At 57.2% G+C, this 16,155-nt stretch carries 16 protein-coding genes; 7 read left to right on the plus strand and 9 right to left on the minus strand.

Features of this window, described 5'->3' with window-relative positions; translation table 11 throughout:
- Positions 1-5: 5 nt before the first annotated feature.
- The 3 genes from RBB81_RS19600 (at position 6) to RBB81_RS19610 (ending at position 3,225) form a co-directional block, all read left to right on the plus strand.
- Complete coding sequence (locus RBB81_RS19600; protein WP_353071804.1) at positions 6-239, plus strand: GNAT family N-acetyltransferase; 234 nt, start codon at positions 6-8, stop codon at positions 237-239.
- Between the two features lie 90 nt (positions 240-329).
- A complete protein-coding gene (locus tag RBB81_RS19605) occupies positions 330-2,117 on the plus strand; it encodes a hypothetical protein (protein WP_353071805.1) in 1,788 nt (595 codons plus the stop codon).
- Positions 2,118-2,190: 73 nt separating this feature from the next.
- Positions 2,191-3,225, plus strand: coding sequence for a polyprenyl synthetase family protein (locus tag RBB81_RS19610; RefSeq protein WP_353071806.1), 1,035 nt, complete (start codon positions 2,191-2,193; stop codon positions 3,223-3,225).
- Between the two features lie 89 nt (positions 3,226-3,314).
- Here RBB81_RS19610 and RBB81_RS19615 read toward each other — a convergent pair whose 3' ends face one another.
- A complete protein-coding gene (locus RBB81_RS19615) occupies positions 3,315-3,719 on the minus strand; it encodes a (R)-mandelonitrile lyase (RefSeq protein WP_179584844.1) in 405 nt (134 codons plus the stop codon).
- A 55-nt stretch (positions 3,720-3,774) separates the two neighbouring features.
- On the opposite strand from RBB81_RS19615, the gene RBB81_RS19620 reads away from it, so the two are divergent.
- Both RBB81_RS19620 and RBB81_RS19625 read left to right on the plus strand, forming a co-directional pair.
- Entirely contained in the window at positions 3,775-4,149 is a 375-nt protein-coding gene (locus tag RBB81_RS19620; protein ID WP_246373372.1) for a metal-sulfur cluster assembly factor, read from the plus strand.
- Between the two features lie 34 nt (positions 4,150-4,183).
- Positions 4,184-4,930, plus strand: coding sequence for a class I SAM-dependent methyltransferase (locus RBB81_RS19625; protein WP_246373371.1), 747 nt, complete (start codon positions 4,184-4,186; stop codon positions 4,928-4,930).
- A gap of 76 nt (positions 4,931-5,006) precedes the next feature.
- On the opposite strand, the gene RBB81_RS19630 is transcribed toward RBB81_RS19625, so the two are convergent.
- The 6 genes from RBB81_RS19630 to RBB81_RS19655 form a co-directional block, all read right to left on the minus strand.
- Positions 5,007-5,912, minus strand: coding sequence for a ferritin-like domain-containing protein (locus RBB81_RS19630; protein WP_353071807.1), 906 nt, complete (start codon positions 5,910-5,912; stop codon positions 5,007-5,009).
- Between the two features lie 347 nt (positions 5,913-6,259).
- A complete protein-coding gene (locus RBB81_RS19635) occupies positions 6,260-6,712 on the minus strand; it encodes a DUF4019 domain-containing protein (protein ID WP_353071808.1) in 453 nt (150 codons plus the stop codon).
- A 100-nt stretch (positions 6,713-6,812) separates the two neighbouring features.
- A complete protein-coding gene (gene tsaE / locus RBB81_RS19640; RefSeq protein WP_423248091.1) occupies positions 6,813-7,205 on the minus strand; it encodes a tRNA (adenosine(37)-N6)-threonylcarbamoyltransferase complex ATPase subunit type 1 TsaE in 393 nt (130 codons plus the stop codon).
- A 335-nt stretch (positions 7,206-7,540) separates the two neighbouring features.
- The gene (locus RBB81_RS19645) at positions 7,541-9,112 is read right to left on the minus strand and encodes a hypothetical protein (RefSeq protein ID WP_353071810.1); all 1,572 of its coding nucleotides are present in this window, start codon (positions 9,110-9,112) and stop codon (positions 7,541-7,543) included.
- A 257-nt stretch (positions 9,113-9,369) separates the two neighbouring features.
- Positions 9,370-10,131 carry a heme-binding domain-containing protein gene (locus tag RBB81_RS19650; RefSeq protein ID WP_353071811.1) on the minus strand — a complete coding sequence of 254 codons (762 nt, stop codon included), beginning with the start codon at positions 10,129-10,131 and terminating at the stop codon, positions 9,370-9,372.
- Positions 10,131-11,132: a metallophosphoesterase family protein gene (locus RBB81_RS19655; RefSeq protein WP_179584851.1), complete on the minus strand. Its 1,002-nt coding sequence runs from the start codon at positions 11,130-11,132 to the stop codon at positions 10,131-10,133. The genes RBB81_RS19650 and RBB81_RS19655 overlap by 1 nt, the downstream gene beginning before the upstream one ends.
- Before the next feature lie 311 nt (positions 11,133-11,443).
- Between RBB81_RS19655 and RBB81_RS19660 the strand changes: the two genes are divergently transcribed.
- Together RBB81_RS19660 and RBB81_RS19665 are read left to right on the plus strand one after the other, a co-directional pair.
- Positions 11,444-12,157, plus strand: coding sequence for an RNA polymerase sigma factor (locus RBB81_RS19660; protein ID WP_353071812.1), 714 nt, complete (start codon positions 11,444-11,446; stop codon positions 12,155-12,157).
- Positions 12,154-12,960, plus strand: coding sequence for an anti-sigma factor family protein (locus RBB81_RS19665; RefSeq protein ID WP_353071813.1), 807 nt, complete (start codon positions 12,154-12,156; stop codon positions 12,958-12,960). The genes RBB81_RS19660 and RBB81_RS19665 overlap by 4 nt, the downstream gene beginning before the upstream one ends.
- Before the next feature lie 66 nt (positions 12,961-13,026).
- Here RBB81_RS19665 and RBB81_RS19670 read toward each other — a convergent pair whose 3' ends face one another.
- Positions 13,027-14,631: a glycerol-3-phosphate dehydrogenase/oxidase gene (locus RBB81_RS19670; protein WP_179584853.1), complete on the minus strand. Its 1,605-nt coding sequence runs from the start codon at positions 14,629-14,631 to the stop codon at positions 13,027-13,029.
- A complete protein-coding gene (gene glpK, locus RBB81_RS19675) occupies positions 14,628-16,124 on the minus strand; it encodes a glycerol kinase GlpK (RefSeq protein WP_353071814.1) in 1,497 nt (498 codons plus the stop codon). The genes RBB81_RS19670 and glpK overlap by 4 nt, the downstream gene beginning before the upstream one ends.
- Between the last annotated feature and the right edge of the window lie 31 nt (positions 16,125-16,155).

The raw sequence follows: 16,155 nt of genomic DNA on the forward strand, positions 1-16,155 counted from the left end.
TATCCATGTGGGTTGCGCCCAACCACCGTCGCGCTGGAACCGGCAGGCTCCTTGTCAAGGCGATCGAATCCTGGGCTCGCCTCTGTGCAGCGCACACCCTTCGTCTCATGGTCACCAACAACAATCTTGCTGCCATATCTTTCTACGAGCGCCTTGGATTCACCAAAAACGACCGAACAGAGCCGTATCCCAACGATCCCAATCTGATCGAATACGAAATGTCCAAATTGCTTCTTTGATCTTCCCGCCCTCAGACCGATCGACAGACCGATCGACAGCAGTCAACATCACGTAATGCCCACGTCTGACTCTGCGATACCCTCAAAGACATGCAGCGCGACCGGCTCCCCTATCTCCTGATCCCACTAGCCGCCTGCATCGCCATCCTCCCTCTCATCCTCCACGGCTGCTCCTGCGGCCACGACTTCGATTTCCACCTTCTCAACTGGATGGAGGCCGCTCATCAGTTCTCTCACGGCAACCTCCATCCCCACTGGGCCTACACCGCTGCCTATAACGCCGGCGAACCACGCTTCGTCTTCTACCCTCCACTCTCCTGGACCCTCGGCGCCATCCTCACCGTCATCTTCCCAATCACCGCAACCCCCATCCTCTACACATGGCTAGCCCTAACAGCCAGCGGCCTTGCCTTCCACCGTCTCGCCCGCGCCTTCGCTCCCCCCACCGCTTCTCTCCTGGCCGCGATCCTCTACACGGTGAATCCCTACATGCTCTTCACAGCCTACGAGCGCACCGCGTACGCCGAACTCCTCGCCGCCGCCTTCATCCCGCTTCTCCTCCACGCCATACTCCGGGAGCGAGTCACCATCCCCGGCATCGCGATCCCCATCGCCCTCCTCTGGCTCACCAATGCTCCCGCCGCCGTCATGAGCTGCTACGCTCTAGCTCTCCTCACCCTCCTCCGCCTTGCCAGGCCCTCCGACACGCCTCGCAAAGATATTGCAGTCAACACAATCTCCGGCACTATCCTCGGCCTCGGACTAGCCGCCTTCTACATCGTTCCCGCCGCCTATGAACGCCATTACGTCCAGATCGCCATGGCCATCATCCCCAACATGCGCATCCAGGACAACTTCCTCTTCCATCACACCGGCGACCTCCCTCACGATCAGGTTCTCCACACCGCATCCCTCCTCGCCGTAATCATCCTCGCGCTAACCGTCCTCGCTATCGCCATCAGCCGCCTCCACTGCCCTGCGATCGCGAAGGCGCGAACAAAGTTGTCGAACACGCGAGAGCAACCAACAAAGAACCAACACGAACTAGTCAAAGAAGCGTCATCTCGACCGAAGCGCAGCGAAGTGGAGAGACCCCCGCATTTTGCCAAACCCGCCGTCGCCCCCGACCATTCGCACAACAGCTCTCCCCTGGCGTCCCTCGCCACCCTCACCATAGCCATTACTCTTCTCCTCACCCCTCTCACCGCTTTCATCTGGAACCACGCCCCCGAGCTCGCCTTCCTGCAATTCCCCTGGCGCTTCCTCGCAATCCTAGCCGCCGTCTTCGGCCTATCTGCCGCACTTGCGCTAACCCGCGTGCATCTCAAACCCCTCACCTGCACACTCATAGCGATCACGCTCGCCGCAGCCCTCACCTACCCCGCCTACACCCTCTTCCGTCAATCCTGCGACGAAGAAGACACACCCGCAGCCCGCGAAGCTCTCTTCCACTCCAACCAAGGCACCGACCCAACCGACGAATACACCCCCACCACCGCCGACAACGACTCCCTCGCCCACAACGACCCCGCCTTCTGGCTCTCCCCGAATCCAAACAGCAAAGCCCCAACCGACACCCAACCCAGCCCCACTCCCACACACCTCACCATCGACGCCCCCATCGCCGAAGACCTGATCCTAAATCTCCGCGACTACCCAAGCTGGCACATCACCCTCAACGGCGCGTCTGACTCAACCCGAGACCAACGCGACGACGGCCTCATAGCTCTCCCCATCCCCGCCGGCTCCTCCACCGTCACGATCACCCACGTCCAAACTCCCGACCAAACCCTCGGCGACGCGATCTCACTCATCGCCATCGCCACTCTGCTCCTGCTCCTCTTCCGCAAACCGAAACCTCAACCTGCGCTTCCGTAAAAATCCGCACCATCCGCATATACTGACCACATGGCCACCCTCACATCATTCAGCTGATTTATCATCGAAGCCGATGCAACCCACAGTAAAAGATCTGCTTCTCTCCGGCGCTCAGCTCACCGATGCTGCCCTCGAACGCCTCCTGCCCGCAACCGACACCCTCCCTCACTCCATCCATCGCGCCATGCGTCACAGCACCTTCGCCGGCGGCAAGCGTCTCCGTCCCATCCTCTGTATGGAAGCCGCAAGAATGGTCACAGCGACGGAAAGCTACCCCGAAGGCATCGCCGATCTAGGCGCAGCGTTGGAGATGATCCACACGTACTCCCTCATTCACGACGACCTCCCAGCCCTGGACAACGACGACCTGCGCCGCGGCCAGCCCACCTGCCACGTTGTCTTCGGCGAAGCCACCGCCATCCTCGCTGGCGACGCCCTCCAAACCCTCGCCTTCCAGACCATCGCCAGCCTTCCCATCCCATCCCCCACCACCGTTGCAATCCTCCGCGAAATCTCCCTCGCCGTAGGCACCGGTGTAGGTCGTGTCGGTGACCTCGACACAAAACTCCCTCCCGGCATGATCGGTGGTCAGGTTATGGACATCGAAGCCGAAGGCACGCCTCCAACCGCCGCCCTCGTCGAAGCCATCCACCGTTCCAAGACCGGCGCTCTCATCACCACCAGCATTGTCTCCGGTGGCCTCTACGGTCTCAGTCTGCGGCATCGCTCAGCGAGCAGCGGCTACGGAAACGGCAACGACGAACCCGCCACCGACTCAAAGTCTCGCTCTGACACAGGCCGCACCGCCTACGCCCCCTACGCCGACACCATCGCCCGCCTCCGCACCTTCGGCGAGAAGGCCGGCCTCGCCTTCCAAATCGTTGACGATGTCCTCGACATGACGCAAAGCTCCGAAGAATTGGGCAAGACCGCAGGTAAGGACACCGCCAGCATCAAAGCTACCTGGCCCGCCGTCTTCGGCATCGACCGGTCCCTCCACGACGCACAGGAGCTCATCGCCGACGCCTTCGCCGCCCTCGCCCCCTTCGGCCCCGCCGCCGACCCTCTCAAATCCCTCGCCCAATATCTGGTCGAACGAAAAAACTAGAGGTCGACCGCAAAACTGATTAGCGCCGTCGCATTCTGGTTGTTATCCGCGATCTGCGGCCTTCCTTCCCCTGCCCAGGAAAGCCACCATCACCCCGCCGCACCATACTCCTCGTCCGTAACCTTCACGCCCCACGCAACCGTCTTTCCTGAGTCATCCGCCTGCTGCATCGCCAGGTGCACCAGCGTGCGTCCGGCCTGCGCGCCATGCCAATGATTCTCTCCTGCCCCAATCACAACCACGTCTCCAGGATGAATCGCCCGCGCCGCCTCCCCCTCAAGCTGCACCCACCCCAGGCCAGAGATCACCTCCAACACCTGCACCACCGGATGCGTATGCCACGCCGTCCTCGCCCCAGGGGAAAACGTCACGCGAGCTGCCTGCAACCGCGAAGGCGCAGCCGGCTCCGCAATTCCGTCCACCCATACATCTCCAGTGAACCAAGCCTCCGGACCCCTCTTGCTTCCTCTCTCACTGCCCGTCACAATCTTCATCTCGCCACTCTAGCACTTCTCGACTCGACACTCAGCGGGGACGCTATCATCGAAGATGATGCTCACCGAACCCGACATCCTTCAGGCCCTCCGCGACTGTTACGACCCCGTCCTGCCCTGCAACGTCGTCGACCTCGGTCTCATCCGCTCCATCACCATCACCCCCGACGCCGAAGCTCCCGGCGCAGGAATACCAGGCATCCCACAAAAACACATCGTAGAAGTCTCGCTAATCCCGAGCCAAACCGACGAAGCCGCCAACGCCCAACTCAGCGCACAAATCTTAAACCGCCTCGCCGGCCTTGAAACAGTCAGCCGCACCACCGTCACTCTCCTCAACACGCCCATCTGGACACCCCTTAACATCACTCCCGCAGGCCGCAAAACTTTAGGCCTTAACGGCAATCCGAACCTGATCCAAATCCGCTAACATGCCCATGCGCAAATCAAAGTCTGCCTTGGTCATGCCTGCATCTTCTCCACCCCAGCATCCCTTCGATCAAATCCACGGCGTAGAGACCAGCGGCCTCATCGCCGCAGGCAACCTCACCACCGGCCACCCAAACGATGCCCACGTCACCGCCTACTACGGCGTCGCCCCCAGCATCCTCCGCACCCTCATCGGCCTCTGGCGCGACACTAATCCACCGCACCCCATCCACCACTACACATTCGTCGACATCGGAGCCGGCAAAGGCCGCGCCATGCTCGTCGCCAGCGAGCTGCCCTTCCATCAGGTGATCGGCATCGAACTCAACCCCAGCCTCGCCGACACCGCCCAACTCAACCTCGAGCACTGGCGCGCCTCCCACACCGTCGACTCCACCGCGCAGCCCCTCGCCCCCATCCGCCTCCTCGAACAAGATGCCCTCACCTTCGACTTTCCCCGCGCCCCCACTCTCGCCTTCCTCTTCCACCCCTTCGAAGCTCCCGTCCTCAAGCTCCTCCTCCGCCGCATCGAAACTCAATTCGCCCCACGCCGAGGAGCACCCACCCCTGCCTTCGACCTCCTCTACGTCAACTCCGAGTGCCGAGCCATCCTCGACCACCATCCAGCCTTCACCAGACTCTTTCTCGGCCCTGTAGCCATGTCCCCCGAGGACCACGCTGCCGACCTAGCCGCCATCGCCCAGCAAAAAGAGTACGGCTCCACCGGCGACGAGGAGTGCGCCATCTACCGCCTCACCGGCCGCGAGAAACAACCCGCCTGAGTCAGAACGACTCCCGGAGCGCGACCCTAAGCCGCGCCCCGGGAATCGTAGTTTGCTGCTGATCAACCTGCCGCCATCAGTGTCCCGCCGGGTAAGAAGGTGGCTTCGGCGGTCCACCAGGTACATTCAAGTAAACGCTTGGTGCATTGGTAAGCGCAGTCTGCAGCGAATACGCCGTCAACCCAGCTCCAGGCGACAAGAACGGCGTCAGCGCAGCTACAGCAGACCTCTTGCCGTTGTAGACCGTTGTCAGTAAATCCGTACGTTCGTAGTTCGTGTTGTTAGCCGGATTCTGATTCATCACCACTCTGCCCAGCACACGATGCTCCGCCTCCACGCCCATGATCGAGGCAGCCACCTGCGCAAAGTACTCCAGGTCCCGCGCCGTATAAGCAGCCCCGCTAGCATCGCGCTCAATAACCAGACCACCTCTCGTATCCGACGCCATCTGCGCAAACTCGATCGTAGCCATAAGGTAAGCCGCAATAAAAGTATTCTCCAGAGTATTCAGAACACTGATGAAGGCAGAAAGTGTATCGAACGTTCCCGTCGGCAGATAAAACGTCTGGATCGGATCGGTCGTCGAAGACGTCTTCCCAATCAGAGAACGAAGCAGATCGGCATGCTGAATCTCTTCGCTCAACGCAGCGCGAAAGTATTCAACGTTGCCCAGGTTACCGGTCGGCTCCACATGCGTCGCCGTCCCGCCAGGTCCGGCAAGGTTCGGATCCATAACCACAGGACCCACCAGACCGTTGTAATAGAACGTACTCGCCAAGTCCTCGGCAATCAGAGCTGCAGTAAAGATCTCCTGCGCCGTATCGCCACTCTGGTTATCAACACCTGGAGTCTGCGCACGAAGAGGCGTGCCCGGAAGAAACGCCGCTGCTGTTGCAGACAAGCCGAACAACCCAGCACGGGTAACGAACGAACGACGCGGCAACGAGCCCCTTACAGGCTCGACAAGACTTTTTCCATTCATGACTTTGGCCCTCCTGAGGCCACAAAACCCTACACACTTTGTCGACTTGAAAGCTGGCCTGTACTGCGATCGAGATGCGGAAGGAGGAAGGTTGCTCGGAGAGAAACGGTGGAGACGATCCTGAATCGTGCTACTCGGTACTTTCAAAACGTGACCGGAAGCAACTTGGATGGCCTTCAATCATTAATTTTTGTCTGCTAAGTAAGTGAAGTTGCAACATCTTGCACACACAATTCAAGCCGTCTTGAACACGGGCTCATCGGATCGATCCAATGGTTAGATCTGAGCTTCCGCCTCCAACGCTTCCCACCGCACACCGCAAGCCGCGCCTGCGATCCCCACAATCCTTACTTAATGTAATACCCCGCCACCCGCCAAACCTTATCCTTCTCCCGGCTCATAATCACAGTCTCCTGCGCTGTAGGTTTGTGGTCAAAGCTAGTCTCATAGAGAATCACGACGTACTCGCCAGAAGGAACTCCCGGTAGCAACGTCGTATACGAAGCGCTTTGCAGCTTCCTGCTCTCTAGCTTCCCCATCGGATCATGCACAGCCTTCATCGAGGACTCAAACTTCTCCATCGTGACAGCGTTCTTTACCATCTGCGACGCCTCAGTCCAGCACTCTGCATACTTGCCGGCATCCAGCTTTGTCATCCACTCTTCCGCATCACGCGCCGCAAGTTGAACCGCATCCAGTTGCGCCTGCGGAGCGTGTTCCTGCATCGCAAAACTCAACTGTCCTCGCGTCGCTCCCACCACGACACATACTGCCAAGACGATCCTCGAAACTCTACGCATGCAAGGCCTCCCGCTGATCGAAATCCTAGATTGACTTCAAACAAACCAATCGTATTACGCCTTGCCACCGTTTCCAACTGAAGCGTCACAGACAACTGCTCTACGCCTTCACCCGCACATAAAACATCCGCTCATCCCCACCCGCATGTTCAATCACGATCTCCCCATCGGCCCGCTCCACGACACTCGGAAACTTCTCGCCCCACTCCACCAACACCAGCGCATCCGGCTCCTCGCTCATCTCTTCCAGTCCCAGCGTCAACAACTCCCGTTCCGTCTCCAACCGGTAAAGATCCAGATGAAACAGCCGGACCTTCTTTCCTGTGTACTCGTGCACCAGCGTAAAAGTAGGACTGGTCACATCCTCTTCTGACGCCGCTCCAAGGGCCGCAGCAATCCCCTTCACCAGCGTCGTCTTGCCCGCGCCCAAATCCCCTCGCAGCACAAACATCTTCGGCACAGGCAGCAACATCTCTACTACCCTCTCCCCCATCGCCAGCGTCCCCGCAGCACTCCGCGTCTTGAACCGTTTCTTCTCCCGCAATTCCAAGCTCACCCTTCTTGCCTCCGCCCCGTATCGTTCTTCATCTTCTCATTTTGAATGGACCATTCTCCTCCATCCTGCCGCATTTCCCTCGATACAAGATCACTACATTGCGTTCAAAATTTCGCCAGATATTTTCGGGGTGGAAGCCAAGCGAAAATTCATATTTGGCTCTTCTAGGTGGACTATAAAATCTTCTGTCAACACTCGATCCAAGTCGAATTTTGATCGATGAGGCAGTCGGAGTTTATCGACGATATTCGTTTACCGGCGTTCCCGAGCGATCATTTCACACAGACACTCACCTCTGTCGTTGCCGTGACTGAACCGCTTGTACCCGTTACCGCAATAATATAGTCCCCGACGGTCGTACCTGAATTTGTTGTGCCGGAGCCGGTGGGTTCCATGACTGGATTATTGATCCCGCCGCACCCGGTGGCAGTTCCGGAAACGATAGCGACTACCATCATCGGAAGTAGTGTTTGCCATCTCCATCGGATACGCCGCCGAAAAAAAACTAGAACAGCTACGGCGATGCTGTTGTAGAAGACTGAGAGTTGCTTCAGGGTGCTCAGCAACGTGGAAGCGGATGCAGTGGTGCTGATAACGAGTGTTGCTCTCGCCGCTGTCTCCAACCACACAGTATTAGGTGCCGCAATCTTGCAGCTAGGTTGGTAAGCTGATGCTTCGGCACTGATGACAGCACATGTCAATGCCACACTCCCACTAAATCCTTCGTTTGAAAGCACGGTGATGGTCGAATTTGCAGATGCTCCAGCAGCGACGCTGACTGGCGTGCTGGTTAGCGTGAAAGTTGGTGGAGCGCCGAGGGGCGATGCGGTGACTGTGTAGGTCCCGCGCGACAGATTGCTAAAGGTGGAGACGCCAGTCTGGTCCACGCCTCCCAACGTAATCTCCTTCTTGCCAACAAATACGGGGGCGAAAGAAACTCTGAAATAAGCAATAACGTAGTTACCGAAGGTGGTCGCATAAGTCCCTGTACCAAACAACGTGCATTGACTATTACTAAGGACGGCAGTTGATCCGGATGTTAGTGGCGAGCCATAGTTGGTGCCAGCGTCGTTTACAAGAAAAATGTCAGTCGAGCCAGGGTCATAACGCAACTTACATGCGTTGGCGGCGAGGGTGTTATTGCCTGAACTCTTCAGATTCAAGAAAACGGATTGAATTTGAGAGGTTACGTCTGAATATATCGCCATAAATGTCTCCTCTGAACCACTACCGGAAGAAGGCGAAATAAATACCGAGGACACACTGGCGGTGACGTTATAAGTTCCGACTTGTATCGGTGGATTTGTATCTCCCATCCATCCTTTACTATCAGCAGACAGGTATAGTTGCTTAGCCCCCCTGAATGCAGCGGAAAACGCTACAAAAAATCTAACCGTCACACTGTCGCCGGAGATGGTTGCGGAAGATAGACTGGCCAGCACCGAGCACTGAGAGTTGCTAACACTTTGCGCAGTTTCAGCGGTGGCGGTGGTCGAGAGGAATTTACCTCCCGAGTCTTCGGCGAGCTGGATGACACCTGAACTAACGTTGTAGGTCAAAATGCATTGATCTGACGACCACCCTCTCTTACTCCCCGGAGCAACACCGTTCATAATAAAGAGAGAAAACGACTGCCCATCCGTTACACCTCTGGGAACGAAGTAGGTCGCCACAAATACCTGCTCTGAGCCATTACCGAACGACGGAGAAAAAGACACGAGATTAACGCTTTGAGCTCTCAGAGCGATACTCGCACCTAATCCCACAAATAGAAGCGCGAGCACCTGACCTAGCCTCAACCTAGAGCGAAACGATGCGACGCCTACGAGATTGAAACGAATCATGTCGATCCTCCGAGATTCGCGAAAGAACAAGCACGAGTTTGCACGGCTACTGTTTGCTCGTGGGATTCTGGGGCGCACAGGAACTAGTCGCCTCGCTCCCCAGCCAATAGTCAAGCTGATCGTTCGTGCTCCGTTACAAATGATCGGCTTTTACTCCCGCACAGAAATAGCAATGCGACGCGAACATCCACAATCCTGCCAATGACCTCGCTCAGCCATCAAAATGTGTTCTCCCTGCACCCTCAGCCAACCTCTCACTACTGTTTGAGGTAAGCGATCAAGTCCCGCCGCTCTTCTGCCTTGGGAACGCTAAAGCTCATATTGTTGTCCGGAACCATCAAATCGGGATCGCTCAACCACTTCTCCAGGGTCGCATCGTTCCAAGTCACGGCAGAATTTTTCAAGCCCATGGAATAAGTAAATCCCGCAATGATCCCGGCCCTTCTGCCATACACTCCGGCCAACCTCGGTCCCTCCCGGTCGACAGCCATCGCATGGCAGCCTGTGCACCGCTTCTCAAACACTGCTTTACCCCGCACCGCATCGCCATCCCCAGCCAATGTCGCCTCGCTCCCACCCGAACTCTTGCCGAGCATAGACAGCGTTTGCACATCGGCCTTGGAAAGCTTTGCATTCCAGTGCAGCAACCGATACTGCAGCGGAGGCATTTCCCCGCTCTTTGCCTCTTCGAAGATCTTCGCAGTCAAAACCTCCTGCTTATCCGCCGGCATCTGCTCCCAGTATGAGAGGTCCATCTTCTTGCGTGCCTCGATGATGTCGCGCTCGATCAGCCACGATCCTGGAGCGATCCGCGCATATACTGGCCAGCGAGTCTCGCTCGAGTGGCAGTCCGCACACTTGTTCACCAGCACCGCCTTTGCGTCTGCCGGCATAGTCGCACCCTCCAGCAGCGTGCCGAGCCCCTTCGCCGGCTCGACACGCGGATTCCCAAACGGATGAACATACCCCAAAGCAACTACTACGGCTACGGTCAATGCCGCAGCAGTCCACGGGCGCACTAGACAGTCCCCGCCAGGTTCGTGTCGACAATAGCCAGATGAGTATGTCCTCGAACGACCTTGACTTTGGTCACTCCAAGCACACTCTCCAGCTTGCCCGCTGGAACCATCATCGGCCCTGGGTTCGGCGCTGCTCCCGGTGCAGGCTGCGGAAACGCCGTCGCCATTGCCGTGTGGAAGGCCACATTGCCTTCAACCTTTTGCACCACCTGGTGGATGTGACCGTTCAGAACCGTCACCGAACCAAAGGGCTTCAGCATGGCCAGCGCCTGCTCTCCATCCTTCGTGCCCCATCCCCACTTCTCATAGACCATCCACAAAGGAATATGCGCGAAGACCACGATAGGGGTCGAGTGGCTCAACCCGGCCAGGTCAGACTTCAGCCACTTCAATTGGTCATCGCCCATATTCCCCATCGCATCTACTTGCACGCAGTTGTTCAAGCCTACAAAGTGAACCCCTTTGTGGTTGTAGCTGTACCAACCATTGCCCACAGTGCCCTTGCCAAAACGTTGTTTGTACTGCGCACCATCGTCGATATAGTCGTGCTCTCCCGGCACATAGAACACTTCGTTCTTGAACCCTTTAATGACCTGCGACGCGGTATCGAACTCCGCTGCTTTCGAATTCTGCGTGATGTCGCCGGTGTGAAGCATGAAATCGGGGGCCTTCATGCCGGCAGGCACAATATTGGCCCTGTCAATCGCCTTCTTCAGCGTTCCTGTTACATCCGGGTTGGCACCTTTATTGAAACCAATGTGGCTGTCGCTAATCTGCACAAAGGAGAAGTCTTCCACCTTACCAACCCCAGCAGCAGCACCACCCTTCATCGTCTGCGCTAACAACGTCGAAGTTGGCACGCCGCCAGCCATCGACCACAGGAGCCCTGTGCCGGCCCATGCCATACACCCTAAAAAATTGCGCCGATCGATGCCATCTCCCGCGGATCGCGCAGCACCCTGGTCTGCTCGCATTACTTCGTCTTCTTTGAACCGACTCATATCAAGCTCCGTTTGTTTTTGATCGCCAACACCCTCCTAAACTGGCGAGACGCGCGTTTATTCCCGTCCGTCCAAAAAAAAGCGCGAGGAATAATCCGTCATCATTATGGTTAGCAAAGATGTCTGTTTGTCTGCTGTAGCCGAGGGACGGCAAGTCTCGCGCTCATTTCTAGAACGCTGTAAATCCCATGGAATAAATCCGCCTCTCATCTTTAGTTTGAGGAGTGATACAAGACTTCTCTTCAGCCAAGGTTCCGACATGCGTTTTCGCTACCAATCCTTGATATTCGTCTCATGCTGATCCTCACACCATGACCCCTGAAACCGTACACAACGCCCGTTCCTCCATCCCCCGGGCATCCTGCTCGCCTGACTTTGCTATGATCCTCAAAGCTGCTGAGCCTGGTAGTCGTTGGGATCAATCCTGGTCTGGGTCCGCCCCCTGGACCGCAGTCCATAACCCCAGCCAGCTCGAGGCAAACCGCACCATGCTCTCTGAAAACACCCGCAGCGCAGACTTCGAGCGACTCGCGCTTCCTCTCTTCGCATCGCTCTACAACCACGCCTTCTGGCTCACTCATGATCATGCCGAGGCCGAAGATCTCGTGCAGGAGACCTTCTCCAAGGCTCTCCGTGCCTTCGACTCCTTCCAGTCCGGCACCAACTTCAAGGCCTGGGTCTTCCGCATTCTTCGAAACACCTTTCTCACCTCGCGCACTGGCATCGCCGCCTCCCGCACCGTCTACCTCGAAGACAATCCCGAAACACTCGACACCACCAACGCTGGCCCCACCCCGGAAGACACTCTCATTCGTCTCGACAACCAGGCCGCTCTCAACATCGCACTCGATCAGCTTCCGTCACAACTTCGCGAAGTTTTGCTCCTCTGCGACGTTGAAGAGATCAAATACAAAGACATCGCCCTCATCCTCGACGTCCCCATCGGCACGGTTATGTCGCGCGTTTCACGCGCCCGCAGCACCCTCCGTCAACTCTTGCAACCGCAATTTGGGGAATCCCTATGAATCAGATGTCGCAAAACAATCGGTCAATGGAACATCTCAATCCAGACGAGCTCAACGCCTTTATCGACGGCGAACTCTCATCGAGCGAGCAGGACGGAATTCAGCTTCATCTCTCCACCTGCCATGCCTGCACGCTCCGCGTCCTCTCCGCGACACGACTCAAGGCCGCCACCGCCCGCGCCGGGCAACGATTCGCCCCGCCGCCCGAAGCCCTCGCCCGCCTTACCACCCGGCTCCATTCGCACCAAACGCAGACCGCGCAAACGCAACCGAAAACGTTTGCAACCATCTCTCACTTCCGTCCCGCAGTCTGGACAGCCCTCGCTGCGGGTATCCTTCTTACCCTCTCACTCCTCGGTTGGCGTCAGCTGCATCCAATCAACAACCTCGCCGCAGAACTCCTCGACCAGCACCTCGCAACTCTCTCCAACGGAGCGGCCCCACAAGTCATCTCGACCGATCGGCACACCGTTAAACCGTGGTTTCAAGGTCGTCTTCCCTTTAGCTTCAACCTTCCCGACTCCCTGCCGCCCGATACCATCCTAAAAGGAGCCGACCTCACCTACCTCAACGGACAACCGGCCGCACTGCTCCTCTTCACCATTCACAGACATGAAGTCTCCATCTTCCTAACGCAACGATCCACCAGCCCAACCCTCACAACACTGCCCAATACACGTGCAGGTTTCAATCTCCAAACCGCCACCACATCAGACCTGCGTATTGTTGCCGTCAGCGACGTCAATCCCGCCGACCTCGATCTCCTGGTGGCCGCCTTGGTTCATATACAAAAATCCGCGTGATCGAACGAAGTCCCTCTTGGGCACAAACGAAATCCTCCGTATCTAAGCCTCATCGTTTGCAAAATCTCACACAATAGGAGGGGGCGCGGTCGGATATTTAGTACCCTGAGGAATGTACTGGGCTGCAAGCGCGCCAAAGATTCTCACCTGCTCCTCGACCCACGCTGCATCCTTGCCGAGTTCTCTAGCGAGTAAAGATGCGACCTCAGGCGCTATCGCTATTGCGGCACGCGCGTTCAATAGGAGCGCACGAGTGCGCCGCGCTAGTGCATCGTCCAACGTGCGAGACATCTCGTTTCGTGCGGCCCAAACGACCTCTGCGGCAATGTAAGGAAGATCAGGATGCAGCGGTTTGGCGAGCTCCGGGTTTTCTTTTGCAAGTTCAAGAATTGCTGGAGCGTCTGCTCCATATACTGACAAACTGCCAAATTCCTCAGGGTGCTGATGGTAGCCGTGAAGATGCATAGTAGCCGTAACACAAGGCCTTTCGTCAAGTCGCCCGAGCGTAGTGGCGTGGTCGACACAATCTTCGGCCATATGTCGATAGGTCGTCCACTTCCCACCGACGATTGTGAGCAGACCGGAGTGGTCAATGTGAATCGTGTAGTCGCGAGAGAGCGAGGAAGTTTTTCCATCGCTGGCTCCAGCAGCCTTTACTAACGGCCGTATGCCGACATAAACGCTGAGAATATCCTCTCGAGTCGGCTTGTGGCTCAGGTAGCGGCCCGCAGTCTCAAGGACGAACTCGATCTCTTCCTCAAAGGGTAGCGGCTCGTACGATACCGTCTCGATGGGCGTATCCGTGGTACCGACCAGAGTGCGGTTGTGCCAAGGGACAGCAAACAGTACGCGTCCATCGTCGGTATGGGGTACCAGCAGAGCCGTGTCCCCGATCAGGAAGGACCGGTCGAACATAAGATGAATCCCCTGGCTGGGTGCCATCATTTGCTCGGCCCCGGGTTCGGCGAACCGGCGAATTTCATCAGTGAAGATGCCTGTGGCATTCACCACGCAACGAGCCGTAATTTCATACTTTTCTCCGCTTTCACCATCTACCGCCACCACCCCTTGCACGAACCCCGACTCATCTTTCTTCAGCTCGATAACGCCTGCGTAGTTCAACAGGGCCGCTCCATGCTCTGCGGCAGTTGTCATCAGATTGATCAGGAGACGCGTGTCATCAAACTGCCCGTCGTGGTACATCACCCCGCCGCGCAAGCCGTCCTTGCGAATCGTGGGCAAAAGCTGCATCGTCTCTTCGAGTGAAAGTACCTTGGATGCGCCGAAGCTGTATTTGCCTGCAAGAAAGTCGTAGACCTTCATCCCAATTCCGTAGAACGGCGCCTCCCACCAGGAGTAGTTTGGAACGATAAATTTCAGGTCTTTCACGATGTGTGGAGCGTTCCGCAGGAGGATTCCCCGCTCCTTCAACGCTTCCATCACAAGCGAGACGTTCCCTTGCTCAAGATAGCGGACGCCACCATGAACGAGCTTGGTTGCGCGACTCGAGGTTCCTTTGCCAAAGTCTTCCCGCTCCAGAAGCAGCACGTCATAACCTCGCGATGCTGCGTCGACGGCAACTCCGGCCCCTGTAGCTCCTCCGCCGATCACCACAATGTCCCAGGGTTCTTTCCTGTTCCGTACACGGGCTACCATCTCATCGCGATTCATCTGCTCTCCTTGTTCCAGTGGCGAGAACGCTCGACGGCTTCTCTCCAATTTTCCTGCAGCTTTTGCATATGCTTCTTATCGGTCTTCGGCTCGAAGAGCGTATCAGCCTTGCGATGTTGTTCCAACTCATCGATGCTATTCCAGAATCCGCTGGAGAGACCGGCCAGATAGGCAGCACCCAGCGCAGTCGTCTCAAGCACAGCTGGGCGGTGAACCGGGACACCCAACAGGTCGGCCTGAAACTGCATGAGGTCGTCGTTGGCTGCGGCTCCCCCATCTACGCGAAGCTCCGTGAAGGGATTTTTTGTATCGGAGTCCATCACTCGAAGAACGTCCGCAACCTGAAATGCGATGCTCTCGATGGCGGCTCTCGCTATGTGGGCGATTTGTGTACCGCGCTGCAGGCCAATGATCAGGCCTCGTGCCTGCGCATCCCAGTACGGCGCTCCAAGACCGGTAAAGGCCGGAACAAAAACCACACCATCCGAGTCAGGCACAGAGGCCGCAATTGCCTCCACCTCCGATGACTTCCGGAAAAACTTCATATTGTCTCGAAGCCACTGCACCACCGCTCCGCCGATGAAGATGCTGCCCTCAAGCGCATAGGCCAGCTTCCGATCGGTGCTACACGCAAGCGTTGTAATCAGCCGGTGGCCCGAAAGCGCGAACTTACCGCCAATATGCTGCAGCAGGAAGCAACCCGTACCATAGGTATTTTTGGCGTCGCCAGGAGAGACACAAAGCTGCCCAAACAAGGCCGACTGCTGGTCGCCAGCGATTCCTGCGATCTCTACCTCGCCTAGACCAAGCGAGGTCGTCACCTGCCCTACGTTCTCGTTCGACCAGACAACTTCAGGCAAAAGACTCTTTGGAATATTGAAGAGCTTCAGCAGATCGTCGTCCCACCGGTCCTCAACGATGTTGTAGAGAAGCGTCCGCGACGCATTAGTGCGGTCTGTGATGTGACGTTTCCCACTAGTCAAATTCCACACCAGCCAGCTATCGACTGTCCCAAAGGCGAGTTTTCCTGCCTCGGCACGAGCACGCGCTCCACCAACATTCTCCAGTATCCAGGCGACTTTGCTCGCGGAGAAGTAAGGGCTCAACAAGAGTCCTGTCTTCTGACGCACCGTCTCCTCCACCCCATCGTCGGAAAGCTTCTTGGTCAGAGCAGCGGTACGGCTATCCTGCCAGACGATCGCGTTATAAACCGGCTTCCCCGTCTCGCGATCCCAGACGACGGTAGTCTCCCGCTGATTGGTAATCCCAAGTGCGATGACATCTCTTGGGCGTACTCGCGCTTTGCCCATCACCTCAACCGCAGTGCCGAGCTGCGAGGTGAGAATGTCAAAAGGATCATGCTCTACCCAGCCACTGTTCGGATAGATCTGCGGAAACTCGTGCGATGCAGTCCCCGCGATCTGTCCGTCGTGGTCGAAGAGGATGGCGCGGGAGCTCGTCGTTCCTTGATCGAGCGAAAGTACATACTTCATCTTGTCTCCTTTGATGCTCGTGGCTTGAAGG

The organism is Tunturibacter gelidoferens (assembly GCF_040358255.1).
Lineage (GTDB): Bacteria > Acidobacteriota > Terriglobia > Terriglobales > Acidobacteriaceae > Edaphobacter > Edaphobacter gelidiferens.